Annotated in this window: 45 protein-coding genes and 1 pseudogene; 21 read left to right on the forward strand and 25 right to left on the reverse strand. The window is 64.8% G+C overall.

Annotation, left to right across the window (positions count from 1 at the left end; translation table 11 throughout):
• Together GJ633_RS03940 and GJ633_RS03945 are read left to right on the forward strand one after the other, a co-directional pair.
• Positions 1 to 718, forward strand: a pseudogene (locus GJ633_RS03940) (hypothetical protein); the annotation flags it as partial.
• A gap of 167 nt (positions 719 to 885) precedes the next feature.
• Positions 886 to 1335: a type IV pilin N-terminal domain-containing protein gene (locus tag GJ633_RS03945; RefSeq protein WP_321168903.1), complete on the forward strand. Its 450-nt coding sequence runs from the start codon at positions 886 to 888 to the stop codon at positions 1333 to 1335.
• Between the two features lie 91 nt (positions 1336 to 1426).
• Here GJ633_RS03945 and GJ633_RS03950 read toward each other — a convergent pair whose 3' ends face one another.
• Entirely contained in the window at positions 1427 to 2050 is a 624-nt protein-coding gene (locus GJ633_RS03950; RefSeq protein ID WP_156587360.1) for a methyltransferase domain-containing protein, read from the reverse strand.
• Between the two features lie 140 nt (positions 2051 to 2190).
• On the opposite strand from GJ633_RS03950, the gene GJ633_RS03955 reads away from it, so the two are divergent.
• Positions 2191 to 3150: a DUF6663 family protein gene (locus tag GJ633_RS03955; RefSeq protein ID WP_156587362.1), complete on the forward strand. Its 960-nt coding sequence runs from the start codon at positions 2191 to 2193 to the stop codon at positions 3148 to 3150.
• 192 nt (positions 3151 to 3342) lie between these two features.
• Positions 3343 to 3621 (forward strand): hypothetical protein, encoded by a 279-nt coding sequence (locus tag GJ633_RS03960; protein ID WP_156587443.1) that lies wholly within the window; start codon positions 3343 to 3345, stop codon positions 3619 to 3621.
• Positions 3622 to 3627: 6 nt separating this feature from the next.
• Here the strand turns inward: GJ633_RS03960 and GJ633_RS03965 are convergent, their stop codons facing one another.
• The 6 genes from GJ633_RS03965 to GJ633_RS03990 form a co-directional block, all read right to left on the reverse strand.
• The gene (locus tag GJ633_RS03965) at positions 3628 to 3909 is read right to left on the reverse strand and encodes a helix-turn-helix domain-containing protein (RefSeq protein WP_156587364.1); all 282 of its coding nucleotides are present in this window, start codon (positions 3907 to 3909) and stop codon (positions 3628 to 3630) included.
• A gap of 460 nt (positions 3910 to 4369) precedes the next feature.
• Complete coding sequence (locus GJ633_RS03970; RefSeq protein WP_156587366.1) at positions 4370 to 5356, reverse strand: tyrosine-type recombinase/integrase; 987 nt, start codon at positions 5354 to 5356, stop codon at positions 4370 to 4372.
• Positions 5357 to 5373: 17 nt separating this feature from the next.
• Positions 5374 to 5598, reverse strand: a complete 225-nt coding sequence (locus GJ633_RS03975) for a hypothetical protein (RefSeq protein WP_156587368.1) — start codon at positions 5596 to 5598, stop codon at positions 5374 to 5376.
• Positions 5595 to 5789, reverse strand: coding sequence for a sigma-70 family RNA polymerase sigma factor (locus GJ633_RS03980; protein ID WP_156587370.1), 195 nt, complete (start codon positions 5787 to 5789; stop codon positions 5595 to 5597). The genes GJ633_RS03975 and GJ633_RS03980 overlap by 4 nt, the downstream gene beginning before the upstream one ends.
• Positions 5789 to 5950, reverse strand: a complete 162-nt coding sequence (locus GJ633_RS03985; protein ID WP_156587373.1) for a hypothetical protein — start codon at positions 5948 to 5950, stop codon at positions 5789 to 5791. Before GJ633_RS03985 ends, GJ633_RS03980 begins: the two co-directional genes overlap by 1 nt.
• 160 nt (positions 5951 to 6110) lie before the next feature.
• The gene (locus GJ633_RS03990; protein ID WP_156587375.1) at positions 6111 to 6374 is read right to left on the reverse strand and encodes a hypothetical protein; all 264 of its coding nucleotides are present in this window, start codon (positions 6372 to 6374) and stop codon (positions 6111 to 6113) included.
• 118 nt (positions 6375 to 6492) lie between these two features.
• Here GJ633_RS03990 and GJ633_RS04000 point away from each other — a divergent pair, with 118 nt between their 5' ends.
• From GJ633_RS04000 to GJ633_RS04080, 17 genes are all read left to right on the forward strand, one after another.
• On the forward strand, positions 6493 to 6747 hold the full coding sequence (locus GJ633_RS04000; RefSeq protein ID WP_156587377.1) for a hypothetical protein: 255 nt from the start codon (positions 6493 to 6495) through the stop codon (positions 6745 to 6747).
• Positions 6744 to 6983 (forward strand): hypothetical protein, encoded by a 240-nt coding sequence (locus GJ633_RS04005; RefSeq protein ID WP_156587378.1) that lies wholly within the window; start codon positions 6744 to 6746, stop codon positions 6981 to 6983. The genes GJ633_RS04000 and GJ633_RS04005 overlap by 4 nt, the downstream gene beginning before the upstream one ends.
• Positions 6983 to 7447: a hypothetical protein gene (locus GJ633_RS04010; protein WP_156587380.1), complete on the forward strand. Its 465-nt coding sequence runs from the start codon at positions 6983 to 6985 to the stop codon at positions 7445 to 7447. The genes GJ633_RS04005 and GJ633_RS04010 overlap by 1 nt, the downstream gene beginning before the upstream one ends.
• Before the next feature lie 106 nt (positions 7448 to 7553).
• Positions 7554 to 7829: a hypothetical protein gene (locus GJ633_RS04015; protein ID WP_156587382.1), complete on the forward strand. Its 276-nt coding sequence runs from the start codon at positions 7554 to 7556 to the stop codon at positions 7827 to 7829.
• Positions 7830 to 7832: 3 nt separating this feature from the next.
• A complete protein-coding gene (locus tag GJ633_RS04020; RefSeq protein ID WP_156587384.1) occupies positions 7833 to 8312 on the forward strand; it encodes a hypothetical protein in 480 nt (159 codons plus the stop codon).
• A gap of 1 nt (position 8313) precedes the next feature.
• Positions 8314 to 9030, forward strand: coding sequence for a hypothetical protein (locus GJ633_RS04025; protein ID WP_156587386.1), 717 nt, complete (start codon positions 8314 to 8316; stop codon positions 9028 to 9030).
• A gap of 165 nt (positions 9031 to 9195) precedes the next feature.
• The gene (locus GJ633_RS04030; RefSeq protein ID WP_156587388.1) at positions 9196 to 9378 is read left to right on the forward strand and encodes a hypothetical protein; all 183 of its coding nucleotides are present in this window, start codon (positions 9196 to 9198) and stop codon (positions 9376 to 9378) included.
• A 71-nt stretch (positions 9379 to 9449) separates the two neighbouring features.
• Positions 9450 to 9782, forward strand: a complete 333-nt coding sequence (locus GJ633_RS04035) for a hypothetical protein (protein ID WP_156587390.1) — start codon at positions 9450 to 9452, stop codon at positions 9780 to 9782.
• Positions 9782 to 10195, forward strand: a complete 414-nt coding sequence (locus GJ633_RS04040; protein WP_156587392.1) for a hypothetical protein — start codon at positions 9782 to 9784, stop codon at positions 10193 to 10195. The genes GJ633_RS04035 and GJ633_RS04040 overlap by 1 nt, the downstream gene beginning before the upstream one ends.
• Complete coding sequence (locus GJ633_RS04045) at positions 10195 to 10716, forward strand: hypothetical protein (RefSeq protein WP_156587394.1); 522 nt, start codon at positions 10195 to 10197, stop codon at positions 10714 to 10716. Before GJ633_RS04040 ends, GJ633_RS04045 begins: the two co-directional genes overlap by 1 nt.
• A 1-nt stretch (position 10717) precedes the next feature.
• The gene (locus GJ633_RS04050; RefSeq protein ID WP_156587396.1) at positions 10718 to 11011 is read left to right on the forward strand and encodes a hypothetical protein; all 294 of its coding nucleotides are present in this window, start codon (positions 10718 to 10720) and stop codon (positions 11009 to 11011) included.
• A gap of 1 nt (position 11012) precedes the next feature.
• Positions 11013 to 11873 carry a hypothetical protein gene (locus tag GJ633_RS04055; protein ID WP_156587398.1) on the forward strand — a complete coding sequence of 287 codons (861 nt, stop codon included), beginning with the start codon at positions 11013 to 11015 and terminating at the stop codon, positions 11871 to 11873.
• Positions 11874 to 11875: 2 nt separating this feature from the next.
• Positions 11876 to 12484: a hypothetical protein gene (locus GJ633_RS04060; RefSeq protein WP_156587400.1), complete on the forward strand. Its 609-nt coding sequence runs from the start codon at positions 11876 to 11878 to the stop codon at positions 12482 to 12484.
• Positions 12484 to 12690 (forward strand): hypothetical protein, encoded by a 207-nt coding sequence (locus GJ633_RS04065; RefSeq protein WP_156587402.1) that lies wholly within the window; start codon positions 12484 to 12486, stop codon positions 12688 to 12690. Before GJ633_RS04060 ends, GJ633_RS04065 begins: the two co-directional genes overlap by 1 nt.
• A gap of 31 nt (positions 12691 to 12721) precedes the next feature.
• Positions 12722 to 13204: a hypothetical protein gene (locus GJ633_RS04070; protein WP_156587404.1), complete on the forward strand. Its 483-nt coding sequence runs from the start codon at positions 12722 to 12724 to the stop codon at positions 13202 to 13204.
• A 49-nt stretch (positions 13205 to 13253) separates the two neighbouring features.
• Positions 13254 to 13475 (forward strand): hypothetical protein, encoded by a 222-nt coding sequence (locus GJ633_RS04075; protein WP_156587406.1) that lies wholly within the window; start codon positions 13254 to 13256, stop codon positions 13473 to 13475.
• Positions 13468 to 13794: a hypothetical protein gene (locus GJ633_RS04080; RefSeq protein ID WP_156587408.1), complete on the forward strand. Its 327-nt coding sequence runs from the start codon at positions 13468 to 13470 to the stop codon at positions 13792 to 13794. Before GJ633_RS04075 ends, GJ633_RS04080 begins: the two co-directional genes overlap by 8 nt.
• Before the next feature lie 238 nt (positions 13795 to 14032).
• Here the strand turns inward: GJ633_RS04080 and GJ633_RS04085 are convergent, their stop codons facing one another.
• The 18 genes from GJ633_RS04085 to GJ633_RS04170 form a co-directional block, all read right to left on the reverse strand.
• Positions 14033 to 14203 carry a hypothetical protein gene (locus GJ633_RS04085; RefSeq protein ID WP_156587411.1) on the reverse strand — a complete coding sequence of 57 codons (171 nt, stop codon included), beginning with the start codon at positions 14201 to 14203 and terminating at the stop codon, positions 14033 to 14035.
• Positions 14200 to 14991, reverse strand: a complete 792-nt coding sequence (locus GJ633_RS04090) for an ATP-binding protein (protein ID WP_156587414.1) — start codon at positions 14989 to 14991, stop codon at positions 14200 to 14202. The genes GJ633_RS04085 and GJ633_RS04090 overlap by 4 nt, the downstream gene beginning before the upstream one ends.
• On the reverse strand, positions 14991 to 15233 hold the full coding sequence (locus GJ633_RS04095; RefSeq protein ID WP_156587416.1) for a hypothetical protein: 243 nt from the start codon (positions 15231 to 15233) through the stop codon (positions 14991 to 14993). Before GJ633_RS04095 ends, GJ633_RS04090 begins: the two co-directional genes overlap by 1 nt.
• Positions 15226 to 15801 (reverse strand): hypothetical protein, encoded by a 576-nt coding sequence (locus tag GJ633_RS04100; protein WP_156587418.1) that lies wholly within the window; start codon positions 15799 to 15801, stop codon positions 15226 to 15228. Before GJ633_RS04100 ends, GJ633_RS04095 begins: the two co-directional genes overlap by 8 nt.
• Positions 15798 to 16040, reverse strand: a complete 243-nt coding sequence (locus tag GJ633_RS04105) for a hypothetical protein (RefSeq protein ID WP_156587420.1) — start codon at positions 16038 to 16040, stop codon at positions 15798 to 15800. Before GJ633_RS04105 ends, GJ633_RS04100 begins: the two co-directional genes overlap by 4 nt.
• A gap of 274 nt (positions 16041 to 16314) precedes the next feature.
• On the reverse strand, positions 16315 to 16659 hold the full coding sequence (locus tag GJ633_RS04110; RefSeq protein WP_156587422.1) for a hypothetical protein: 345 nt from the start codon (positions 16657 to 16659) through the stop codon (positions 16315 to 16317).
• Between the two features lie 201 nt (positions 16660 to 16860).
• Positions 16861 to 17037: a hypothetical protein gene (locus tag GJ633_RS04115; protein WP_197431224.1), complete on the reverse strand. Its 177-nt coding sequence runs from the start codon at positions 17035 to 17037 to the stop codon at positions 16861 to 16863.
• The gene (locus GJ633_RS04120; protein ID WP_156587427.1) at positions 17034 to 17636 is read right to left on the reverse strand and encodes a hypothetical protein; all 603 of its coding nucleotides are present in this window, start codon (positions 17634 to 17636) and stop codon (positions 17034 to 17036) included. Before GJ633_RS04120 ends, GJ633_RS04115 begins: the two co-directional genes overlap by 4 nt.
• The gene (locus GJ633_RS04125) at positions 17629 to 17817 is read right to left on the reverse strand and encodes a hypothetical protein (protein ID WP_156587429.1); all 189 of its coding nucleotides are present in this window, start codon (positions 17815 to 17817) and stop codon (positions 17629 to 17631) included. The genes GJ633_RS04120 and GJ633_RS04125 overlap by 8 nt, the downstream gene beginning before the upstream one ends.
• Positions 17814 to 18008 carry a hypothetical protein gene (locus GJ633_RS04130; RefSeq protein WP_156587431.1) on the reverse strand — a complete coding sequence of 65 codons (195 nt, stop codon included), beginning with the start codon at positions 18006 to 18008 and terminating at the stop codon, positions 17814 to 17816. The genes GJ633_RS04125 and GJ633_RS04130 overlap by 4 nt, the downstream gene beginning before the upstream one ends.
• A complete protein-coding gene (locus GJ633_RS04135; protein WP_156587433.1) occupies positions 18005 to 19744 on the reverse strand; it encodes a hypothetical protein in 1740 nt (579 codons plus the stop codon). Before GJ633_RS04135 ends, GJ633_RS04130 begins: the two co-directional genes overlap by 4 nt.
• 133 nt (positions 19745 to 19877) lie before the next feature.
• Positions 19878 to 20489 carry a site-specific integrase gene (locus tag GJ633_RS04140; protein ID WP_156587435.1) on the reverse strand — a complete coding sequence of 204 codons (612 nt, stop codon included), beginning with the start codon at positions 20487 to 20489 and terminating at the stop codon, positions 19878 to 19880.
• Positions 20490 to 20582: 93 nt separating this feature from the next.
• Positions 20583 to 21149 carry a hypothetical protein gene (locus GJ633_RS04145; protein ID WP_156587437.1) on the reverse strand — a complete coding sequence of 189 codons (567 nt, stop codon included), beginning with the start codon at positions 21147 to 21149 and terminating at the stop codon, positions 20583 to 20585.
• Positions 21139 to 22041, reverse strand: a complete 903-nt coding sequence (locus GJ633_RS04150) for a DUF6884 domain-containing protein (protein WP_197431225.1) — start codon at positions 22039 to 22041, stop codon at positions 21139 to 21141. Before GJ633_RS04150 ends, GJ633_RS04145 begins: the two co-directional genes overlap by 11 nt.
• Positions 22034 to 23026 (reverse strand): DNA cytosine methyltransferase, encoded by a 993-nt coding sequence (locus GJ633_RS04155; protein ID WP_197431226.1) that lies wholly within the window; start codon positions 23024 to 23026, stop codon positions 22034 to 22036. The genes GJ633_RS04150 and GJ633_RS04155 overlap by 8 nt, the downstream gene beginning before the upstream one ends.
• Positions 23023 to 23163, reverse strand: coding sequence for a hypothetical protein (locus tag GJ633_RS04160; protein ID WP_156587439.1), 141 nt, complete (start codon positions 23161 to 23163; stop codon positions 23023 to 23025). Before GJ633_RS04160 ends, GJ633_RS04155 begins: the two co-directional genes overlap by 4 nt.
• A gap of 100 nt (positions 23164 to 23263) precedes the next feature.
• Entirely contained in the window at positions 23264 to 23488 is a 225-nt protein-coding gene (locus tag GJ633_RS04165; RefSeq protein WP_321168902.1) for a hypothetical protein, read from the reverse strand.
• The gene (locus GJ633_RS04170; RefSeq protein WP_197431227.1) at positions 23485 to 23700 is read right to left on the reverse strand and encodes a hypothetical protein; all 216 of its coding nucleotides are present in this window, start codon (positions 23698 to 23700) and stop codon (positions 23485 to 23487) included. The genes GJ633_RS04165 and GJ633_RS04170 overlap by 4 nt, the downstream gene beginning before the upstream one ends.
• Positions 23701 to 23785: the final 85 nt, after the last annotated feature.

Genomic DNA, 23785 nt, shown 5'->3' on the forward strand with positions numbered 1-23785 from the left:
CCGGCTCGACGAGCTCCAGGTGGCGCTACAGGTGTACGAGGGCCCCGTCCGGGACCTCGCCCGCTCGACCGCGGCCGCCGACGTCTCGGCGACCGAGATCTACGTCGAATCGACCGCTAACGGTGTCGTGCTCTCGGCGATTGCCGACGGCCAGTACGTCCGCGAGGTCGTGCGGACCGACCGCTGGGACCGCGAGGGCGGGCCGATCTCCAACGACGTCGCGATCGAGACGGTCACCACCGCCTACCCGGAGACGGCCGCCCTGCGGCAGCCGAACGCTTTCGGGGCCGGCTCGGTCCAGCGCGTCACCATCCCGCACGAGTTCGGGACGCTCCGCGCGTTCGTCAGCGGCGGGACGGAGCAGGTGTTCGTCGAACACCAGCGGATCGACCTCTCGACGTTCCCCGACACCGAGACGGTCACCGAGAGCGGCGACGGGTTCACCGTCACCGTCGACCGGAGCTACGGCGGCGGGCCGGTCACCGTGACCGTCCGCGACGAGGAGACCGGCGAGCCGGTTCCGAACGTCACCGTGACGAAAAGCGTCGGTGACGCCGACAGCGTGGCGATCGGCGCGACCGACGACGACGGCGTCGTGCGGACGATCTCGCCGGTCGTGACCTACCGGGTCACCGTCGTCGACGAGCCCCGGGTCGTGGTCGTGGACGGGCTCGATCCGCTCGCGACGCCCCAGCCTGCGGCGGCCGAAGACGAGTAGCCGTCCGGGAGTCCGACCGCGGCTGTTCCCCTCCGGAGGTTTATCCCACATACCGCCCCACCGCCGCCGTGTCTCTCGACTCGATCCCTTCGGTCCGCGACGGCTCGCCTCGACCCGATTTCCCCGGCCCGCACGATTCTCCCGGCTCGCCCCACGATCGCCGCGCGATCGCGCCGGTCGCCGGCGTGCTGCTGCTCGCGATCACCGTCGTCCTCGCGGGCGGCGTCGTCACCGTCGCACTGGCCGCCCCGAGCGACCCCCCGCCGACGGCGTCGCTGTCGCTGTCGGCGGTCGGCGACGAGATCACGATCACGCACCGCGGCGGCGACCCGATCGACGCGACCGCACTCACCGTTCGCGTCCGCGTCGACGGCGAACCGCTCGCCCGACAGCCCGCGGTCCCGTACTTCTCGGCGGCCGGGTTCCATCCCGGGCCGACCGGCGCGTTCAACCCCGCCGGCGACGAGACCCTCAGCGTCGGCGATTCCACGTCGTTCCGGATCGCGGGGACGAACGACCCGGTCCCCGCGCCCGGACGAACGGTCACCGTCGAACTCGCGGTCGACGGCCGGCCGATCGCGGCGCTGGAGACCGTCGTCGAGCCGGGGAACACCTGAGGTGAGGGTGACCGGCGGAGGATGCCCGGCAGATGCGACCGCGACGGAGACGCCGCAGTGTCCGACGGGGCCGCACGCGGCCGACAGGTGGCTACTCCTCGGGAACGCGCGCGACCGTCGTGATCGCTCGGGGGCTCCGCGGGGTCGCCCGCTGGACGTGGTGCTCGAAGGTCTCGTAGCCGGCCGCCTCGAACATCCGGTCGGCCTCCTCGGCGTCGTAAAAGAGCATGATCGCGTCGGCGACCCGCTGAAGGACGGGATTGTGGGGGTAGTCGGGGCCGACGACGAGCACCTGTCCGCCGGGCTTCGCGACCCGGCGGAGCTCTCTGAGCCCCTCGACGGGGTTCGGCCAGTACTCGATCGAGCCCGACGACCAGACGATGTCGAAGGTGTCGTCGCGGAAGGGGAGCCGTTCGGCGTCGCCGCGGTAGAAGTTCACGCGGCCGCGCTTTCCGAACTTCTCGAACGCCTTCTCCATCTGGTGGACGCTCTGATCCAGTCCGTGGACGTCGTCGGCGTGTTCGAGCAGCCCGGCGGTGCCGAACCCGGTGCCGCAGCCGACGTCGAGCACCGTCGGGTCGTCGCCGAACTCCAGCCACGACAGCGCCTCGGCGCGCATCTCCTCGGTCCAGTTGAACCGGTTGACCCGGTCGTACACCTTCGAGAGGTACTTGTAGAACAGCCGGGCGTTCGACTTGTCCTCGAGGATCCCCATTTGCCGGCGGTTGGGTCGCCCGACCCATAACGACACGGATCCGGCGTCGAACGGCGGCTCCTCGTCCGGGCTCCCGCGGAGAACCCGTGCGACGCACCCGATTTCGACCGGCTTATCCGCCCGCCGCCCGATCCGCCGGTATGGACCCGACGACGAGCGGCCGGTTCCGCGTCCACGACCGGCGACCCCGGCCGGACATCGACGCGACCGCGAACGAGGCGGACGGCGGCGCCGATACCGCCAAGACCGCCGACACCGACGGACCGATCGGGGCCGACGGGCCGGCCGGGTCTGACAGACCGGCCGGGGCCGACGAGTGGACCGAGCCGGTCGACCCTCGTGAGGAGGACGAGCCGAGCGGATCGGACGATCCCCCCGAGGAGTTCGTCCTCGTCGAGATCCCGGACGGGTCGGTCGACCCGACCGCACCCGGCGCGGCCGAGCGCTACGACCCGCTGTACGCGACCGCAGAGGCGTACGAGGGCGACCTCGCCGAGCGCGTCGCCGCCCTCGAACCCGGCTACGTCGTCGACGCGACGCTGGCGTGGACCGACGGGTCCGCGCGCTTCGTCGACGTCGACGTCGTCCGCGAGACGCGGTTCCGGTTCGCCGACGACGTCGAGGGGATGTTCGAGGCCGCCGTCGAGGCGTGGCGGGCGGTCCGCGCGGAGGGCGAGGCGGTCGGCTCGGTGACGACCCGGTCGAACGACGGCGACCCCAACGGCGCGCTGTACCTGTTCGCGGACGCTCCCGGGAGCGACACGTTCGCGGATCTGCGGGCGGGGCGGCTCCCGATCGAACCGCTCGTCGCCCGCGTCAACGCCTCCCGCGCGGACGACGACCCCCGCGAGGTGTTCGTGCTCCGCCCGGCGGCCCACGAGTTCGTCGCCGTCTACGTCGTCTTCGACCGCGACGGCGTGCTCGCGCAGACGGTGCGCGACACCTACGGGCTCGGTTCCGGGTTCGTGGCGGGACTCGACGCCAGGGAAGTCGAGGCGCTCGACGCGGACCGCGGGGACGGCGCGGACACCCACGTCGACGAATCCAGAGGGAACGGCGACAACGACCACGACGACTTCGATCCCCTCGATCGGGTGTAACGCGGCCGCCCGTCACGCGACCGAGAGGCGTCTCATCGTCGAGGGGAGCAGTGACGGGCGTGTCGACGACGGCGTTCTCGCGAGATCGTCCGGGCTTCGAGCGGCGGACAGAGTTTCCGGAGGCGGTCCGATGCCTCTTTGCGCGAGCGACGACAACGCTCGGGCGTGCGCGACGACAGTTCGAAGCCGCCGATGCTGGTCCTCCTGGAGTCGCTGTCGTTCTACCGGAACGTCCGGGTGGGCGTCGTCGCCGGGGCGCTCCTCGCGGTCCTGTTGTACCTCGTTCGCGTCCTGGAGCTGCTCGGCCCGGTGATCGACGCCCGCGAGTACCCGCTCTTCGGTCAGGAGGTCTGGTTCCTGCTGCTGGCGTTCGTGCTGGCGGCGACCACGGGGCTGCTGGTCGCCATCGCGCTCACGATCGCCGAGGCGGTGCGGGGCGCGCGGAACGCGGCAGACGAGCGGGCGGAGTAGCGGCGGTCAGTCGGCGGTACAGGTGGTTTCGCTTTCCTCCCCGGTGAACTCCTGTGCGGGCTCCGTGAGCTTGTAGAGGTTCTGTCGCGCGTCGGCGAAGTAGACGTCCTCGTCGACGACGTCGATCTCTTCGAGCCGTTCGAGCGCGTATCGGACGGTCCGGGCCGACAGCATCGACTCCTGGACGATCCCCTTCTGGGTTAGCGGTCCGTTGTACTCAAGCACCTTGAAGACGAGCTTGGCGCTCGGCGGGAGGTCGTCGAGGTCCTCCGTTTGGCTTCCTTCCATCGTGGTGAACCGATACCGCACACGGTGATAAATGTTGATGCACCGACCCCCGTTTCGGGGCGATTTCGTCCGATCAACCAGACAGATCTGCCGCATTTTCGCAGTTTACCAGCAATACTGTCTTGTTTCTGCCGCTCGACTGACTGGTCAGTCAGTGGCGGCCGCTCGCGCGCGATTTCCGAAATCGACGCCGAGAGGATCGCCGTCTCTTCTCACGCCTCACCACCCCGCAGTTCCTTCGCCGGACGGCGAGGGGATGATGCGGCGGCCTCTTTCACTCGATTCCGCGATCGTCTTTTTTCCGGACTTCTCCGGTGTGAAACGGGATAGACGACTCTTCTTCTCCCCGTTTGGGTCCCTTCGCAGAAACGAGAGTCGTCTATGGACTCGCGGGGAAGGTTATATCCGGGTTTGCTGTGTCTTCTCTGTAACTTATCGCTCGTCGTGTCGGTTGTTGCGTTCATGACTGACTTGGGATCTCGTCCTTCCGGACGGACATCTTCTCGCGGTTGGTTCGCACGTCGTAGTGCCGATACAGGACCTTCAGCGAGACGTTCATCCGCTCGCTGACGACGTCGGGATCGGTGCCGAGTCGTAGGTGCTCCGAGATCGCGGACCGGCGGAACGCGTGCGGCCCGCGTTTGACCGGGCAGTAGCCAGGGTGTCGCGTCCCTTTGCACTCCTCGATGTCCCGACCCACCGGGCACTCGCCGGTCATCTGACAGGTGCGAGTGACGCGGTAGCAGTTGTCTGTGATCGTCGTCGGATGAGGTCGGCCGTTCCGCGTCGTAAGAAGCGGCTCGCGGCCGTACTCGTCGGTCTTCGAGAGTCGTCGCTGTGAAACGTAGTCCTCGACGATCTGGTACCACTTCGGACCGAGGTACACCCACCGCTCACCGTCGTTCCCGTTCTTGAGCTTCGTGCCCCCCTCCGGGCGGTGTCGGATGACGATCGCGTCGTCCTCCGGCCGGAGGTCGTCGACGTCGAGTGAGTGGATCGCCCCTCGTCGCATCCCGGTCCGCCAGAGCAGGGCGACCATCGCGTGCTTCCGGCTCGCGTAGTCGTGCCGGTCCAAGTACGCCAAGATCGACTCGACGCGCTCCGGTTCGACCACCACGTCCGACGACTCGGCGCCGTCAGGTAGGTCGGGTGCTTGCAGTTTCTCCGCGAGTCCCTCGCGGACGGCCTCTGTGTTCGCCGCCCAGCGAAGAAACACTCGCGGGGTCGAAAGCTGCTTTTGAAGCGTGATCGGCGCCACGTCGCCGCGGCGCCACGCAACGAAGTCCGAGAGGTCCCGGCCCGTAAGGTCGTTGAGGTCGTCGATGCCGGCCTCCTCGCACCAGTCGAGAAAGATGTTCATCCGGTGAACAGCGTTCTCGTAGGTGCTATCGCGCCACTTCGGGGCGCGGTGTGAGAGGAAGCGGTCGACGCCTTCCTCCGGCTCCATCGGGATCAGATCGTCCCTCACGCTTCACCTCCGAGCTGGCTCTGGTTGTCGGGCGGTCGGTGGGGTCGCTCCGGATCGATCTTCCGAAAGTCGTCGGCCCACTCCTCCATCTCCTCGCGGACGTCGTCGACGCGCTCGGACAGCGTCTCCACGTCCGGCGCCGTGACCTTCGTCGTGATCTTCTCCTTGTCGGCGGAGCCGGTGCCGCGGGTCATCACGATCTTCGTTTCGAGGTCGCTCATGTCGCTCCTCCGTCGATCTTCCGCTCGGCGCGGGCCAGCAGGTTCGAGACCGTCCCGGGCGACGAGTAGCCGCGATCGCGCTGGTACTCGCGGGGGCCGAGGTCGCCGAGCCGAACCGCCTCGTAGGCGTCGCGCTCAGCCTCCGAGAGGTTCGATAAGTCCGGCTCAAAATCGTGAAGTTCGAGCTGCATCAGGCGATCACCTGACCCTGCTTGAACTCACCTCCAGAGACACCCGCCTGCTGTCGTGCCTGGTCGACCAGAGCGGCGTCGGTCGCGAGAACGCACGCTTCGAGGTCCACGATATCGGTCCCCTGTGCGGACCGGATCTCGACGGTGACCGTGCGGGTCATCTCCGGCCCTCCACCGCCTGCGCGACGGTCGTTCCGTCGAGCCTGCCCGCCAGCACGTCGCGAGCGTCGAAGTGCGTCCGGGCTCTTCTCTCCGATGGCTTTTCGTTTCTCGCGTTCGACCGTTCAGAGGGGGCGCGTGGGGAGTCTTTGGTTGGAGTCATCACGCGGTCCCCTCATCGACGTCGATTTCTAGGAACTGTTCCCCGCCGAACGTGCCGCGTCCACGCGGATCGCAGCGATTCGGGTCTTCTGCGAACTTCTGCACGTAGTCCTCGATCGCCTCGCGAGCAACTTCGGACGGAGTGACCGGATCTCCCGGCTCCGACAGCTCGTAGGCAATCCGGTTAAGCTCCATTTTCCGGAGATCTGAAAGCTGTACGTTCAACCTCGTTCGCGACTGGCTGCCTTGGTTGGCTTGTGCCATTGCGATATTCTATTAATAACGTCTTAACTTAATTCTGTTGGACAGTATGACAGACTTACTGGGTGCCAGAATAGCCGGCAAACGCCAGTATTACAGTATTACAGTATGATGTTCTCACATGGGACGCACCAGCCTCCGGTTAGACGACGAACTTGAGGCTCAAATTGAGTCGGAACTGTCCTACGGGGACAGCAAAAGTGAGTGGATCCGACACGCGATCAAGATGCGCCAGCACGTCGATCCGATTCTCGACGAAGTGCTTGAGTCCTATCAGCGGGATCAACGGCTCGAACTCGTCGAGGCAGCCGTGAGGAAGGAAGTGGACCGGCGAAAGCGCGAGGTTGGCGGAGGGAACGGAGGCAGCGGTCGATGAATCTCGGAGAGTACTACGCGGAAGACCTGCACGAGCTGGTCGAGCAGTTTGACCAGCGAGACGTGTTCCGCCCCGGCGAGCGCGAAGCTTGGGAAGAAGAGATCAACGATGCCGAGGATGATTACCAGTCGCTCATGTATCTCAACGAGTCGCTACTGGAGGCGATCGACGACCGCGACGGCGTTAAGGAGGTGGTAGATAACCATACTCACCCCGAAACTAAGCAATTCGTCTGATGGGGGTTGAACAACATATAACGTCCGACGAGGAGGTATTGGACTATTGTACTACCGATTATTGGGCGTGGGTCTGTACTGACGAGCGGATTATAAAATATCGATCAAATAATAATAGAGAACAGTTAGACGACATCTCTATTGACGAGATTACGGGTATTAGCCTCACAAACACGGATAAAAGCGAAACTCTACTCGGCTACTCCATACTGACCACAATCGGAACGGTTCTACTGGCTTCTTTTGCTTTGATCAACATCGCACCTCCGATATCATTTCTGTCGCTCGGCGTCGCTATCGTCCCGTACTGGTTCTATAAACGATGGAAGAGATCAGCAGAATCCTACTTTGAACTGCGTGGAACGGGACTGATACAACAGGAACCGGAGAAGTGGCGGATCCAGTCGGGTGGTAACAGAGACGAAGTCCGTTCGTTCGTCAAAACGATTCGTGAGCAGATTTGATCGGCGAGAGAATTGGTAACACCGCCATCCACGGCAATTTACCGCACATCACCGCGTTTCTGTTTCGGTCGCCTAAGTCTCTCTCGCGCCGGTTTCTTAGCGCAACATGGCAGAATTTGGTGATGCGTTCGACGCAGTCGGGGATACGGACATGTGGACCGAGGCCGCGATGGTGCTTGGCGGCCTCGCCGCGGCCGTAGTTCTCCGCAACGGTATAGATTCACGATTCGACCTGCCCGACGAAGTCTACGGCGTCGTGGTCGCAGCGGCGGCCGCGATGATGGGCTACTCCGAGGTGGCCGTCGGCGGCATGGGCCACACCGGCATCAAGCTCGCCGAGCGGGTCGGGTTCAAGAGCACGGTGGAGAACGCGGGTGCCTGATCGATGCAGGATCTTTCCAACATCCACGAGTACGCGACCGAGCAGACCAACAACACCGGGGACGGCGCGTCGCCGATCCTCGAAATCTCCCCGGAGGACGGCCTGTTCTTGGAGATCCTCAACGCCGCGGCGCGCGGTTCGGCGCCCGGCATCCCGATCTACGCGGACCTGCAAGACGACCAGGGGAACAACCTCCCGATCGGCACCTCGATCCGGTTCGAGTACGAGCGGCCGAGCGACGAGCAGCGCAACCGCGTGAGCGAGGTTCGCGACAACATCCAGCCCTACAACAACCTCAGCATCCAGGATCAGCAGGACGAGGAGTTCATCGACGCGGTGAAGGTGCCGCTGCTCGGGTCGGCGCTCCGAGTTCGCGACATCGACAGTTTCTACGTGTCGATCGACAGCAGCGAAGAAATCGACTGGTCGAACAGCCAGCTCTACATCGAGGGCTCCGTCGTGAACGAGAGCCCCATGCCCTGAGATGCAGGAGATCGTCAATCAGTTGGCGGAGATCCCAACGAAGACGGCGACGCTCCGGCGGGGGCAGTTCGAGGAGTCCGCGCACTCCGGGGGCTCGGGCCAGTCGGTGATTCTCAGCCACAAGGCGCGGCAGCCGTTCGCGCTTCGACAGGGGGCGCGCTACCGGATCGTCCCTGTCGCCCGAGAGAGCTTCACCACGGACGGGTCGGGCAATCAGCAGACGTTCAACCTGAACCACAACCTGATCGCCTCGGACGTCTCGGACGACGTGGTGCTCTACGCCGACGGCGCGCAGGTGCAGCCCGACTCGATCGACTACGCCAACGACGCGATCGACTACACGGACAGCGGCGCTCAGGAGGACCTCGTCGTCTACTACGTGCCGGCGACGCAGGCACAGGTGAAGCTCCGGAAGGTCGGCCCGGGCGGCTCGAACAGCGAGACGCTGATCGAGCACGACGCCGCGCTCATCAACCGGCGCGAGCCCAACCGGGATCCGCTGGAGATCCCGCCCATGCAGAGCCCGCTTCAGGGGACGGTGCCGAAGGACTGGCGGCTGACGTGGACCGTCGACGGACCGTTCAACGCCGGCCGCGATCCGGACAACGATCCGGTGCCGGTCAACATGCTGGTGTCGGTCCCGATCAACCGGGCGCAGGTCGCCGAGGTAGAGGGCCTTAGCACGGCTGTCAGTCAGGACACGAGCGACCGGGTCTAACCGCTCATGCAGGGCGGTCTCGTGTCTCCGACGGACGGACAGGTATCGATCACGACTGTCGGAGGTTCGGACGGAAACTATCCGTCCGTCACGGGGTCGCCCGTGCCCTCCGACGAGTCGACCGGCCAGATAAGGGTAACTGGGAGCCCCGCGCTCGGAGCCCCGATGGCGACCACGCAGGCAGCCGGCAACGGGGGCGCCGTCACCACGATGTCCGAGAGCGGCGGGATCGACCGGCTGCTCGCCGGCACGTCGTGGACGCGCGCCGACGTGGAGCTGGCGCTCCAAACAGCGTCGACGCTGCTGCTGCTCTACTGGGCAGTGACGGAGGTGGCCGATGGATTGTGATCACGACTGCGAAAAGATGTCGCAGGAAGAGACTCGGCGCCACGCCGAGGTAGCCCTGGGGGTCGACGCCGATGAGTGACGCCGACAACTGGATCCCCGTCAACGAGGCCGACGGCACGGAGATCGGCTCCGGCCAGCGGGCGACGTTTACGTTTACCCCCGACGCCAGCGGGATGCGCGTCGACGTTGTGGCCGCGAGCAAGTATCGCGGCCTCACCTACGAGGTGATCGTCGACGATGACACCCGCTTCGGGCCGGCGCCGGTGCCGCCGACCGACATCGACGATATGGTCACGACCCACAACCCGCGGATGCCGGTCGATCAGGAGCTGGATATCATCGTCCGCAACCCATCGGCGACTGATCGGTACGTCGCCGCACAGGTCAGGGGGATCGAACAGTAATGGCGGTCGAGACAACCACCGACGTCGAGGAGCTGGCGCAGGTCACCGACGAGAACGGGGACAACGCGCCGCCCGCCAACGCGACCAAACAGCAGCAGCTCATCGACGAGCAGTCTCAAACCGCTGAGACTCTCGGCAACCGATCCGGAGTCACTGCCGAGCTGGTACAGCCAGCCGATGACACCCCGGGGGCGCTGCCGTCGCACTCGGTGCCCGATGGCGTTGAGGTGCTGGTGCAGGGCTACGAGGGGAACGACGGAGTGGCCTACGTCGGCGATGCCGATAGCCAGCCCGTCGCGCTCCGGCCGTCTCAGGGCATCAATCTCCCGGTGTCGGACACCTCGGACATCGTGATCCGTTGCCCGACCGCGGACGACGCGGTTGCGATGCTCTTTGTTGGGGGTGACCCCTGATGGATCTGTCCACTCCGCCCTACACCGACGAGATGGCCCGACTCGCGGTCGACGGGAGCGACGTCGCCGTCGCGGAAGCCAACCAGGCGAACGCCGCCGACGTGGCGACGAGTGCAGAGAACGCCGACGCGCTCGGTGGCTACGAACCGAGCCACTTCGAGACGCCCGGGTCGACAGACGAAACCGGTTTCGCAGGCGGATACGATCAGCAGATCAATGAATCTGGCACTTTAGCCGAGTCTGAGACACTAACGCTAGATTTCTCCTTTTCAGAAGCACTCATCGATGCCGTCCGGTGGGCTGCTCAGTTCGATGAATCAGACGTTTATGTCACTGACGTCAGTGCTGGAGCGGCGAGCTTTAACCCGGGAGGTGACTCCGGTACTAAAAACATTCAGCCACAAACCGCCAGCAACGGCAGTGTAACGATAGAAAATGGGTACGACGTGTCTACCCAGGATTACACCATCACCGTATCGGTGCATCTGGTTTCGTCGGGGATTCACTCACACCCAATCTAACATGCCCACCAGAGATCAACTCACTGACGAGCGGGTCCGCGCGCTTATCGTCGAACTGGGGAAGGCCGGGATCATCCACGAGGATGAGGCCGGACAACTCACCGCCACTCGCGAGTTTGAGGAGGCGGCCGAGGTGCGGCAGTCGACGCCGAACCCACCGGCAGTGAGCCGCGCGGCCGTATCGGAGCAGACGCAGCAGGAGTTTCAGCAGGCCCGGACAGACAGCGACGTGCAGACGCAGCTCGATCTGCTCTGGCACGTCGTGACTGGTCGGGATCCGTCTGGGGGTGGGTAGCATGTACCCCGACGTTGAAACCGACTACGAAGCTGACGCAGGGAGCGATGACGGGGGTGACGGATCGACGGGCGGCCTGGATGGGTCGACCGGCGGCGGTGGGAGTGTCGATGATCATCTCCCCGACGTCGACACCGGCTATCAGGACGAGGGGGAAGAGTCCTGGGACGACGATGATGATGGCAGTAGTGCTGATGATGGCGGCGACAATTCCGGTTGGACTCCCGACCCAATCCCCGATCCGGGGTCGACCGTGTCACCTGGCGGAGACGACGGCTCAGACACAGAGGAGGACATCGAATATGAAACCACGTTCGACACCAGGGATCCGTTCGATTGGCTTGAGGACGACTTCGGCAATCTCGGATCCGACGACAACGGCGGTGAATCGGCATCAGAAGAGACGACAGCAACCAACGACATGAACCTACCCGACGTTGACACCGGCTATCAGGACGACGGACAGGACTCTTGGGAGGACATCGACGGGGGTGATGATGACTCGACTGGCGGCCTCGTAGGGGGCGGATCGACGGGCGGCGGAACCGACAGCGATAACGTTCGGGATTCGTCCGAGGCCGACGAATACATCGACGACCCGCGACAGGATCCGGACAACTGGCAGAGTGACAGCGGCGATGCGTCCGACGTGATCGGCGGCGGCCGGGTCGCCCCGGAGGATGACGAATGGGCGCAGGCCCAGGATGACGCGGTCGCCAACGTGGAGGAGCAGGTAAACACGCTCATCGAGTCGCTGCCGACGAATAACAGCGACGGCTCGCAAGGCGGGATCTCGCCGATGGTGGCGCTCGCTGCCGTGGCGGCCGTCGCCGGAGGGGCATATCTCGCCTGGGGGAGCTGATCATGACCGGCGCGAAGGGAGTCCAAATCAGCAATGTCGATCTCCCCGACAGCCTGAACCCCGGCGATCGAGCGACAGCTCGCATCGACGCGACCAACACGAGCAACTGGATCAGCCCGTGGGACCAGGACCGATGCAACGAGGGAAACAACTACGGTCTGCTCATCGAGGGCGTGCTTGTCGGTCCGAACGGCGAGGAGCACGTCGGCGAAACGGTCTGTGCCGAACAGCACGACATCGTGGCATCCTACGAGGCCACGTCTCGGGTCACCTTCGATGCGCCGGAAACCGATGGCTCGCACCGCTACGAGGCGTTTATTCGCACCGCCGAGAGCGGCGAGGAATCCAGCCGAGTCTCTAAGACGATCGACGTCTACGGAGACGACAGCAGCGAACCGGTCGACCCCCCCGACGATTCCGGCGGGTTCTCCGGATGGATCGGGGACAGCGACGGCTCCGGGTCGGACGGCGGGGGACTCCCGTGGCTCGGCGGAGATCAGGACGTGTTCGACAAGATCGACACGCTGGTCCTGCTGGTAATCCTGATCGCGAGCTTCTACGCGGCCGGCCAGTTGTTCGACATCGAGATCGGCGACTCGGTGCCCTCGTGATGACGAGCGGGATCGTCATCCCGGCGGCGGCGACAGTCACGGCCAGCTCGGCGCTCGCGACGGCCGGCTTCACGTGGGGCATCTATCGCCGTGTCAAACGCCACGAGCGCGCGCTCTACGGCGCCGAGAATATCAACTCGTGGGATGGTCTCGTGCCGAAGGTCAACCGGCACGAGGAGGCCCTCGAAGAGGAGGATCTGCTGTGAACAGAACATCAAGCAACAACGGAGGAGCGACATGACAGACTGGGACTTTTGGAAAGTGAAAGACGCGGCGGGACGGCTCCGCCACAAGCTCACGAGTAGCATCAATCCCCGGTTTATTGGGAAGGAAGAACCGGCGGAAGAAGTTAACGCGGAATCGGTCAATACAGATGGTATGGAGGTCGGGGCGATCAGTATAGAAGACGATAAACGGACAATCGCAGACGATGATGTTGCGGAGATCGATCTATCTTCATTTGACCCCATTTTCCCGAACGAGATCCACATTTTTTCAGATAATAGCGGTGAGGAAGTGGGAGCGTTCGTCGTTGCGTTTAATCAAATAAACGAAATGGCTATCGGGAACTCAGCAACCAATCAGGGATTAGTCCAGTTGACAGGGACAGATGGGCCTGATGCGTCGGTAAATTATGCTGTGGATTCGGGAACGTTTTATGTCGAGAATAGGGCTGGCACAGAGATAACAATTTCTCTGTTGCTAATTGATCCATCCTGAGTGATCATGTACCACCTGGTTCAGACAGAAACGAACGAAATAAAGTGACATGATCGAACCGTTCACGGCGGCGATCGGCAACAACCTCACGACGCTGGCGGCGGTGATGCTCGCGTACCTGGCCGGCGCGATGACGCCCGTCTATTACGCGCAGGAGCGGATGCGGGGGTTCGGCCGGGCGATGGCCTCGCGGCTCCCCTACGAACCGCCGCCGGGCGTCGAGGAGGGTCAGGCGCTCGAAGCAGCGACGGACGAATCCGGCGATGAGTGACCTGTTCGACCCCGAGGAGGAGCCGGACGGCGACGCCCTGGCGCCGCACCACATGTATCTCGGGCTCATCATCCAACTGGCGGGCGGTGCGGGCGCGCTGTTCGCGTTCGCGTCGGTGTGGCCCTACTACCCGACGATCGGCGCGGCCGGCACACTGGCGGCGCTGGGGCTGATGGGACTCGGCTGGGTGGTCGCCGTCGATGACGCGATCGAACACGCGACCGTGCTGCCGACGCCGCTCGATCAGCTCTGGAACCGGGCGGTCTACCCGATCGTGCAACGAATCGAGGACCGGGGAAACGAGAGCGGGGGCGAGTGATGGGCGACACTCACGAGGTGCTTAGCGAGTGGGAGCACGCTCCGGACGATCCGCCCGATCCCAGGGTGCGACGTGCAACTACGATGGAGCATCGGCCCGGCGGACGTGACGGTCAGGAGGTGCGTGAGGTCGGCACTGGTGCGTGGCTCGCGTCTGACGTGGTCGTTCCCCTGACGGACGCGGTCGACGGCGAAGAGTAATCGTGCGCCGCTCACGCGGCACTCTCGGAGTTTTCAGACTACTGCATCAATCCGCCGCGGATCTCCCCCTTGTCCTCCTCATACTCCTCGATCAGCCGCATCACAACGTCGGCGTTCGAGAGATCGACCCCTTCCGGCCCAAACTCCTCTTTAACCCGCTCGAACGACTCTGCTTTGTTTCCGTAGAGGCTGATGTAGGCTTCTGTCATGGAATTTCGAGGTCGGCTCCCTCGGGCGAGTAGTGCGGCGCGGCCAGTTCGATGCCACGCGTGTCTTTGCGACTGCGTGTCCCCGAGTTGTCCGAGAAGATCCACTCGCTGCCGACCGTGTGATCCTGCTCGTCTGTGTGTCGCTGTACCGACGTAGGTCGCTCGCGATCGGTCGGGAGTAGATCGTCGGGGACGCTACCAGGGTTGAGGTCGGCCTGGGGGTTGTGTATCCGGGCGGGGTAGCCGTCGATCACGTCCGACACCCGGCCGATGTCGTCCCCATCGAAGCCACCGAGTAGCCGGCTCTGCATCTGCGTCGTGACGGTCTTCTCCACCTCGCTCAGTCGCTGAGATATCACGACATAGCTCACCTGTTCGCCGCGGCCAGTGGTCGCCAGCTCCTTCAGCACGGTCGGGAACCCCTGGCCCTGGGGGATGACGAAGTGCGCTTCGTCGATGACGAACAGCACAGAGCCCTCGCGAGCCCGGACGTGGCGAGCGATCGAGGCGGCGAGGTCCTGCCAGCCACTCGCTGATAGGGTGTCGTGTCGGGCGATCACGACGCGTGGATTCTCGTCGAGAAACGCCCCCCACTCGGATGCAGACCAGCCGCGTTCGACTGGCCCACCGATCCACCAGTCAGCCAGCCCGGCCTCGACGAGCCCACGGTACTCGTCGCTGTAGTCCATGATGACGGCCGTATCGTACTCCGGGAGGTTTCGCTCACAAAGGCTCTGTGTGAAGTAGCCCTTTCCCCAGCCGCTTTGTGCGGCTATCAGCAGGTGCATCAGTCGGTTGCGAGGTCGCCGCCTGGCGCGAGCCGGTCGGCACGAACGGAGCCGCCGCGGCCGTCCTCCTTTCCAACGCTGTCCCATCCCTCGCGGCCGCAGTAGGCGAGCGCCGCGGCCCGGACGATCTCGCCGTCCGTGAGGTACTTTAGGTCCGTCTCGGCTGCGACAGCCGTCCGGAGTTGCTGGTACGCCGCTTGTTGCTCCGGCGTCGTGAGAGCGATCAGTTTGGGGTCACTCATCGGTCGGCGGATCGGGCTCTTGCTCGGCAGCGTCACGAATCGCGAACTCGATCGATTCGAGGTTTCCGGCGAGGAGCTGCCGCAGCACTTCGGCGCGGTCGAGACCGACGATCGTCTCTTCGAACCAATCGAGATCGACGCCGAACGTCTCTCTGACGTGGACCGCAGCAAGGTCTCGATCGCTCCGGTCGGCCCCGTAGCCGTTCGAGCGGTAGAACTCTGCCCATCGCTCGATCTGTGCGTCCCACTCGTCGGGCGACATCTTGGCATACTCGACGGCTGCCTCAGGATCGTCGAGGCGGTGCCCGTGGCGTTCGTCGAGCCACCACTCAACGCCGTTGCCGTCGGCAGCCGCCTCTGCACCCCGAAGGAGCAGATCCCGGCGTTCCTCCGGGTCAGGCTCTTTGACGTCAACGTCGAAGTCGTGCGCCTCGGCCAGATCGCGGACCGCCTCGGCCTGTGCCCGCTCGATCTCCGCGAGCCCCCCGGCCACGGCCTGCGTGACCCCGAGTTCGGTGATGTCGACGCGATTTAACAGCTTTTTCGCCATCGCTTTCTGCCCGATCATAGCTCTAAGTCCCCCATCATCTGCTTCGGAAGATCGGTTTTCGCGGTCACGTTCATCAGGACGAACACCGCAGACGACGCCATGAGTGCCTGTCCCGGCGGCATGTCCTCTCCGATCCCCATCTCCTCCATCAGCCGGTTGGCGTGGTCGGGGATCCCGAGCTGGCGGGCAGCCTCAACATCAGTCTTCTCGGCGTCGGGTTTACCGTGCTCCTCGATCGCCGCGTTCGTGACTGACACGAGAGTCTGCGCGTAGAGGTCGCCGTAGGTTTCGCCTCTCGCTTCGTCGGTCGTGTCCGGGGCCTCGGTCGTGTCTTCGCTCTCGTCGCTCTGCGCGTCGCTCTCGTGGTCCTCGCGCCCGCTCCGGCTTCCGCCTCGGCCGCCGCTGCGAGGTCTCCAGGCACCTCCGCGCGGTCCTCCTCGGGGATCGCCGGCGGCTGCTCCTCGTCGTCGTGCTCGGCCGCGTCCGGGTCGGCCTCGTCGGCGGTCTCCTCAACCGCGTCGGCGGCGTCGGTCATAGCGGGTTCTCCGTAACTGCATCAGATTCGTAAACGACGGTGAACCACTCCCGAAGCCGCTCGTTTTTCTCCTCAGTAGTGTACCCGTCGTAGTTCGGATCGCGCTTCGGGAGCCCATCAGGCACGTCTTCGCGGCGGATGTGCCATCCGACTTGCCCTGTCGGGAGGTTGGCCCACACCACTGCCCACTCCTCGCCGTTGACGTCGTCCGTGTCGGGCCACCAGCCGACTTGTACACGAGCCCGGCACTCGGCGTAAGAGGCGACGAACGCGAGCGCCAGGAGGTTGCGATCCCGGTACACGTCGCTCTTGTCCTTCGGTTCGCTGTCGGTGTTACTCATCGAATCCCCTCACTTGATACAGCGGCGGGTCGCCCCCTCCGCAAAACGGGCACGGAGCTGATACCATGCCCTCGATGTCTGAACAGTATTCGTGTCTGCGAGCGTCGGCAGGGTCGGAATCGCTCGATTCCACGATGTTGTCCGGACCGTAGTCGGGTACAACCGCGACCCCACAACAGTCCGAGACGTAGATCTCACCCGTCATCGGCTTACCCCATCGACCTGTTCGGGAACCGTCTGTGGGTCGGCCGAATCGTGGTCGCGAACGAGATGGAGGTCCATCGCGAGCGGCACGAACTTCGTCACCTCGCACTCCTCGCGGGGGCACTCCGTTGGCTCATACCACTCGGTCGGGGGGGAGACGTCAGGGGGCATCATCCGGTCAGTCCCCCCTGAATCTCCTGGTCGTCCGTCGTGGAGTCGTCCCCTGCTTTGCCTGCTTCGGCGCGGGCCGTTGGCTGGTCGTCCTCGCTCGATCCGGACAGCGCACGGTAGGAAAGCCACAGCACGAGGGCCACGGCCAGCAACATACCGAGCGTCTTGGGGTCCATCGGCAGGGATGGCAGGGGCGATCCGCTGGTCGCGTTTCCCTGATCGCTGGTATCCTCGTCGCCGGAGCCGTCCCCGTCTTTTCCCCCGTCGTCGTTGCCGTCGTGTTGGTCTTCGTACTCGTCTTGAGTCGGCATGTCGTCCTCGACGTCGGTCTCTTCCTGGTCGTTGCTTCCTTCGTTCCCTGCTTCTCCCTGGTCGTCCCCCTCCTCTGATTGGTCGTCTGCCTCCGAGCCGTCCCCGCCTTTTCCTCCCTCGTCGCTGCCCTCGGACTGGTCGTTATCCTCGGCTTCGAGCTGGTCCTTTACCTCAGACCAGTCGTGTCCGGCCGCTCCCGAGGCGTTGACGTGCCCACGAAGTGACGCTTCATCATCGAACGGTCCGCGGTCGCAGCCGTCGACGAGACAGCGGATCGGGTAGTTAGTCATCGACGTCCTCGCTGCTTTCCTCGTCGGTTGGCTCGCCGCCGACCGTTATCGGGTCCGGTCGCGGTCGGGAGCGGTGCGCGGCCGTCGATGCCTCCTTCCAGGCGTAGTACGCGAATACCGCGGCCATCCACGCCATCGCCAGCGTCAGATCCGTCTTGTTGATTTCGATGTACTGAGTCATGTGTCGTAGTCCTCCAGCGCCTCCAGCGCACTCTTCGGCGGCTCGCCTTCTCCCAGGTACTCGTGGCCGTCTTCTTGCTCTCGAAACTCGTGCTCGAACTCCTCGCCGGTCGCGTCGGTGATGGTCACGATCCGCCGAGTGTGCTGTTCGCCGTACTCGTCGTTCTCGTGGATGGTCTCGATGTCGCTCATGTGTACTCGGTGAGCCCGCCGGAGTCGGGCGTTGCGTCCGCTTTCGCTTCTGCTGCGGCCTCCGGGACCGTGCTGTCGTTGCTGTGAAAACTGACGGCGTCGGGGGCGACGCGGTCCGTGAACCCCTCCGCGATCGCCTCTGCCTGTTGGGCGGTTCGGATGTCGGTCGCCACGTCAAAGCGGTGATCCGGTCCGTAGAGCCGGACAGACCACCGCGAGCCGTTGGGAGAGTCGAGTTGCACCCGAAACGGACCGGCGACCCACGTCGACCCCTCGCGGCGCCACGCGGCCGGCAGCGCCCCGGTGGTGTCGCTGGCGTCGGCGCCGCCGAGCGTGACCTGCTTTTCTTCGGCCGCCTGGTCGGCGTCGACGTCAACGCCGAGCGTTCCCTGCTGCTCGTTCGCGAACTGCTCCGAGCCATTCGGGGTCTCCTCGTCGGCGGTCGCATCCGCCGCGGCGATCGTGTCGAGTTGCTCACGGTGCCGGCGCTGGTCCCGCTGGTCGTCCCGCGGGGAGATTGCACGCCGATCGTCCCGAACGTTCGACTCCATATCGAACGGTGAGACCGGCGTCCCGCGGTAGTAGACCGACTCAGGCGTGTCTGGGTAGCCTGCCGGATCGTGGTTCGGCGACGTGTCGATCGGCGCCGCCGGGCCCTTTGGGTCGGTGTCCTGTCCCTTCGCAGGCGGCCGCTCCGGCGCTCGCTCGGCCAGCTCGGCGTCGGTGGGGCGATCCTTCGTGTCGGACGTCCCGACCGGCGTTGCAGGCGCGCCCTCGTCGACGAACTTTCGGAGGTCTTCGAGCGCGTCGGCGTCGACGGCATGATCGTGCTCGCTGTGGTCGGCGTGACACTCTACGCAGTCGGCCGCCGCCTTTCGAGTGAGGTCGAGGAGGTCGGCGTTCGCCACTTCGAGCGCGTCGAAGTGGAGCGGTCCCTGTCCGTGCCGGTCGCGGATGCCGTTTATCGCCTCTGCGGCCTGGTTGGCGTGTTTCCACGCCTCGGCAGCCTGGTCGAGCGCGTCACCGAACGCCGCGATCGCTCCCTTGTAGCCGTTCCACGATCGGGAGAGCGCGCCGGCCGCCTCGCCGGTGATCTCGTCGGGGTCCGCGTCGGCGGGGTCGTCCTCCTCGGCGCCGAGAAGTTGATCGACCTCCTCCTCGTCGTAGCCGCAGGCGTCGGCCAGGAACTCGCACGCTTCGGGCTCGCCGTTCCGGCACACGTCGTGGGCGTGGTCGCATCCCTCCGCCTGCTCGCGAGCGGCTGCGTTCGCCTCTCGCTGCGCCCCCGTGATGTCCTCTTCGCCGACGTCGCGGCTCCCGCCGCCGCTGCCGCGCTCCTGGTACTCGGCAACGTACTGCTCGGCACCTTCGGCGGGATCGTCGTAATCGGTGAGGTAGCCCATCGCGTCCCAGAACTGATCTCCGAGCCCTTCCCGCTCGAACACGCCTTTCGCAGACGCCCAGGAGAGCGTCGTAGTCGTGCGGTCGAACCCGTCGAGGTCGCTGATCCGGTTGCGCTCCCGGTCGGTCAGCTCTGCTGTGTTGCTCCTCTCTCGATCGACCGCTCTATCCTCCGTCGCCTCTGCTTCGATCCGTTGTAACAGCGATTCGGGCGTGTCAGAAGAGAACGCGACCGTTTTGAGCCGCTTGTCATCATCGACACAGAGATGCTCTGCGTGTTGCTCGCGGATTCGATCCGCGGCGTCCTTACTCCCGAACTTGATCCGCTCCGTCATCCGGGTTGATCTGGTTTTGGTTGAAGAACCATCACCCGGACGTTGCTGACGTTTGCTAAAAATTATACTTGAGACTATAAGACTATCCGACCATGAGAGTGTAATAAGATAATATTAGAAAAGAAAGACCGATTCAGACGCGGTCTATATGGTCGTAGACTCGTTCGGTAGTCTGGATCGTCGCGTGCCGGAGCCGGTTGCGGACGTCGTAGAAGTTGTGCCCCTCCTCGACGTTGAGCATCCGGTAGGCGACGCTGTGCCGAAGCGTGTGCGGTGTCACCTGCTGCGGGTCACCACGGCCGCCTGTCGTCATCGGCCGCACGTCGGCGGCGACAGCGGCGTCTCGCACGACGTTGCGGACGGACTCGGTCGTCATCCGGTCGGCCTGGCGCGACGGCCAGAGCGCCGCCGGGTCCTTCCAGCGGCCAGCGAGGTACATCCGGAGCGTCCGGATCGTCTCGTCGGCCAGCTCGATCTCGGTGTAGCTCGGGGTGCGGTCGGTCGGGTAGTCCTTCTGGATGTCGGCCGGGAGCGCCAGCACACCGTCGTCGAGGTCGACGTGGTCCTCCACGTCGAGCGCGATCGCCTCGCCGACTCGAAGGCCGGCGTCGTAGAGCGTCGCGATCAGCGCGTCGTTGCGAGCGGCGAGGTATGTCGCGCTCTCCTCGACGGTCGCGCTTCGCATCCGGTCGACCTGATCTGGTTTGAGCCAGACAGTTGCCTTCTCTTCAGTTTGGGATTCCATTGTGATCGTAGCTTCGAGATAGTTGTTTTATAAGCGGTACAGGGTTGGAAGGATGCGAGTTTTGGATTCTATATAGAGAATCCCAAACTCGTCTTAGGCGTTATCACACTCATACGGATACAGCAAAATCGGGCTGCTCGTCTCTTCGCTATTCGGACATCCGTACCTCAGGTACCTCGCGACCAGATGCTGGTCGGCGCAGTCCGGACAGTCGATGCCGAGTCCGTCGTGTGTCTGTTCAAGCTCTTTGAACGGGTACCCGACGTAGGGCTGATCGGTTCCCTCAGTGTCTTGAACACGACCGCCGTCAGTGAGCAGCGTCGCCTGCTCGGTCTCTCGTTCGGGTTCCGCGGGGTAGTCGAACACGCGGAAGTAGCCGTGTAGCGGGCACCGCCATGCGCCGCTGCCGCCCTCGACGCCGATGCGCTCACAGATCATCCCGCACGCCGAGCCGTCATCGGCGGTGGCGAGCTCGCCGACCGGACAGTAGGGCTTCGCGTAGTCGGCCGTGTACTCACACCCCGACGGCTCGGACCACTCGATCACGTCGTACCGGTGGTAGCTGCCGTGGATTCCGGGATGCGACTGCGCCTCGCGCGGCCCGCTGTCGGCCCAGCCGTCGGAGCGCGGGACCACGTCGGTGTGTTGCTCACTCGGCACGGGCCCCACCCCCGTCAGTCGCGACCTCGGCAGCCGCGATCTCGTCGCTCATCCATCCAATCTGATCGAACATCCCGCCCTGCGCGTCGTCGACCTCTTGGAACGGGAACGAGACCGTCAACTCGCCGGGAGTGCGAAGTGCGTCGAAGACGCCACGCTCCTCCAACGGCTCGCGGTACTGTTGTCCGAGCAGTACTTCTAGCTCTACATCGCGGGGATCGACATCGTCCGTCGCCTCGTTGATCCACTCTGCGAGACCCTCGTGGACGTTGAGCGCCCACAGGTCGAGGCGCGTGTCGACCGGCTCGCCGGAGGGTAGCCGCGCGTCCGAGTCGACCGGCACGCCGCGCCAGTCGTCTGGCGTCCGCTCGTAGTACTCGATCGGCGTCTCCGGATGCAGCACGTCGTGTTCGGCGGAGATCACTCGCCAGTCGTCTCGGAGTTCGCCGTAGCCGCTCTTGTTCGACCAGTAGGATCCCTTGTACCGTTCCATCGCCGGCATCAGGCCGTCGTCTTCGTACTTCGAACCGGAGCATCCGACCGCGGCGAGCCGGAGGGGCTCGCGGTCACGGTGGTCTTCAATCGCTCTCGCAGCGTTGAGAGTGATCGACATCCCGTACCAGCGGTCGCCGATCTCGGTCCCGCCGCGGTGGATGTCCCGAAGACCGCGCATCGCCGCCGGCAGCGTGTCGTAGGCTGTCGCGACGTTCGCCGCGAAGGTTCCGCGGACTCGCTCGCCGGCCTCGGAGAGGATGTCGATCAGCAGCTTGTAGAGGTCGCGGTCGGTCGGTTCGACCGTCACGGCGTGGCGAACGTGGTTGCGGAACTCGTCGGCGACCACGAGCCCACCGTTCGGGAGATCGTGCTCTCGCGGAAGTTCGTCGTCAGTCACCGGCCGTCACCTCCTCGGACAGCGTCCGCGACCACACGTCTTCGTCATACCAGAGACACTCCGGGCAGTCCATCCAGGTCGAGATCGGGTGCCCGCAGTTCGGACAGTCGTAGTAGTGCCGCGTGACCTCTCCCTCGATCGTGTCTTGATGGGTCTCGGAGCCGTCGTAGTCGAGCGTGTCAACGCAGACCGCGGGGCGATCGGCACCGTCTCCGAATTGATCGCTGCCCCCGTCGGTCACCAGCGGGAGCTCGGACTGTGTCGGCGGCGGCGTCTCGATCGCGGTCTCGACCGCGTCGCGGATCGCCTCGGAGAGTTCACGCGGGAACAGCGACCGCTCCCCTGTATCGCTCGGCATGGACTGAACCGCGGATGTTCCGTCGTCCTCGGTGTTCGCGGCGTGGCAGTTCGCGCCGCGAGGGCACGATTTGTAGGTCATCCCCGGCGCGTGGTCGCCCCAGAGCCCCGTCGGCTTCTGGTAATCCATGCCGTACTGACAGTACGTCACGGTCGCCTCGGGCGGCCCGATCAACCAGTTGATCCGGCTGCGCTTCGGGTTCTCCAGATACCAGTAGTCCGGCGCGAGCCCCCGGATCAGCCCGAGCGTGTGGAACAGCATCGCCGTGTGGCGCTGCGCCCGCTCGCCGGTCGGTTCGTGCGCTTCCAGGTCCCACTCGTCATGGTTGCCCGCAGTCGAGAACAGGGTACACGGGTGGCCGGCAAGGACGACCAGCACGTCGTAGTCCCCGACAAGGTCGCGGAGGTCCGACGGACGAAGATCGAGGATGTCGGCGCAGAGGTCGGGATCGAACTTCTCGTCGACGTCCACAGTGAACACCTCCCAGCCGTCCGCGGCCTGGAAGGCGGACGAAAACCCGTGTTCGGTGTCCTTCCGACCTCCGAGGCCCGAGAACAGATCGAGGCAGACACGGCGATCAGTATCATCGGCGGATCGATCGTCGACGTCGCGAGTGCGGTCGGTCATGCTGTCAACACCTTCCGGAACTCGTGGTGACAGATTTCGCACTCGTAGAACTCGACGCGGGTCTCAGGATACTCGGCGCCGTTGTCGTCGACCAGCTCCACCTCCAGAGCACCACAGTCGGGACAGGTGAGCGTCACCGGTCCAACACCTCGCGAAGCCGGTCGTTGAATACCGGATCGGTGAGGAGCAGCGTCGAGACACTGTTCTCGGCCCCGTGACAGTCGTATCCGGCACGGTTCATCGTCCCACCTCGATGTACTCGACGTAGTGCGCGGCGTTCTGCTCGTCGTGCTCGACGAAGCGCGTCTCGCCCGGTTCGACGTGGATCCGCTCGGTGTGGTCGCACGACAGGCACGTCACCTCGTAGATCCGGTGTCGCCAGCGGTCGGCCGCGGTCTCGACGTCGCGCTTCCCGCGCAGGTCGACGTTCGGCGCCGCGCCGACGACAGTCGTGTTGTTCACCCGAACCACCCCACTTTCGCGAGGAGTCGCTCGCGGAGTGTGACCTCGAAAGACGGTTTCTCGACGTCGTCCCACCGCAGCGGCCGGCGGGGACGATCGTGGCCGGCGGTCACGCACTCGTCGAGTTTGTAGCCGACCCAGGCCTCGCACTTCGGGCAGTACCACGGCGATTTCGAGCGGTCGCGGTCCTGCCTTGTCGTTCCGTCGGTCACGCACCTTCATCCCCGTCTGGCGTCGTCGACGCAGCAAGAGCGGCGATTTCGTCGGGTCGGCGGACCACCAGCACGCCCCCAATTC

The organism is Halorubrum sp. CBA1125, assembly GCF_009742825.1.
Taxonomy (GTDB): Archaea; Halobacteriota; Halobacteria; order Halobacteriales; family Haloferacaceae; genus Halorubrum.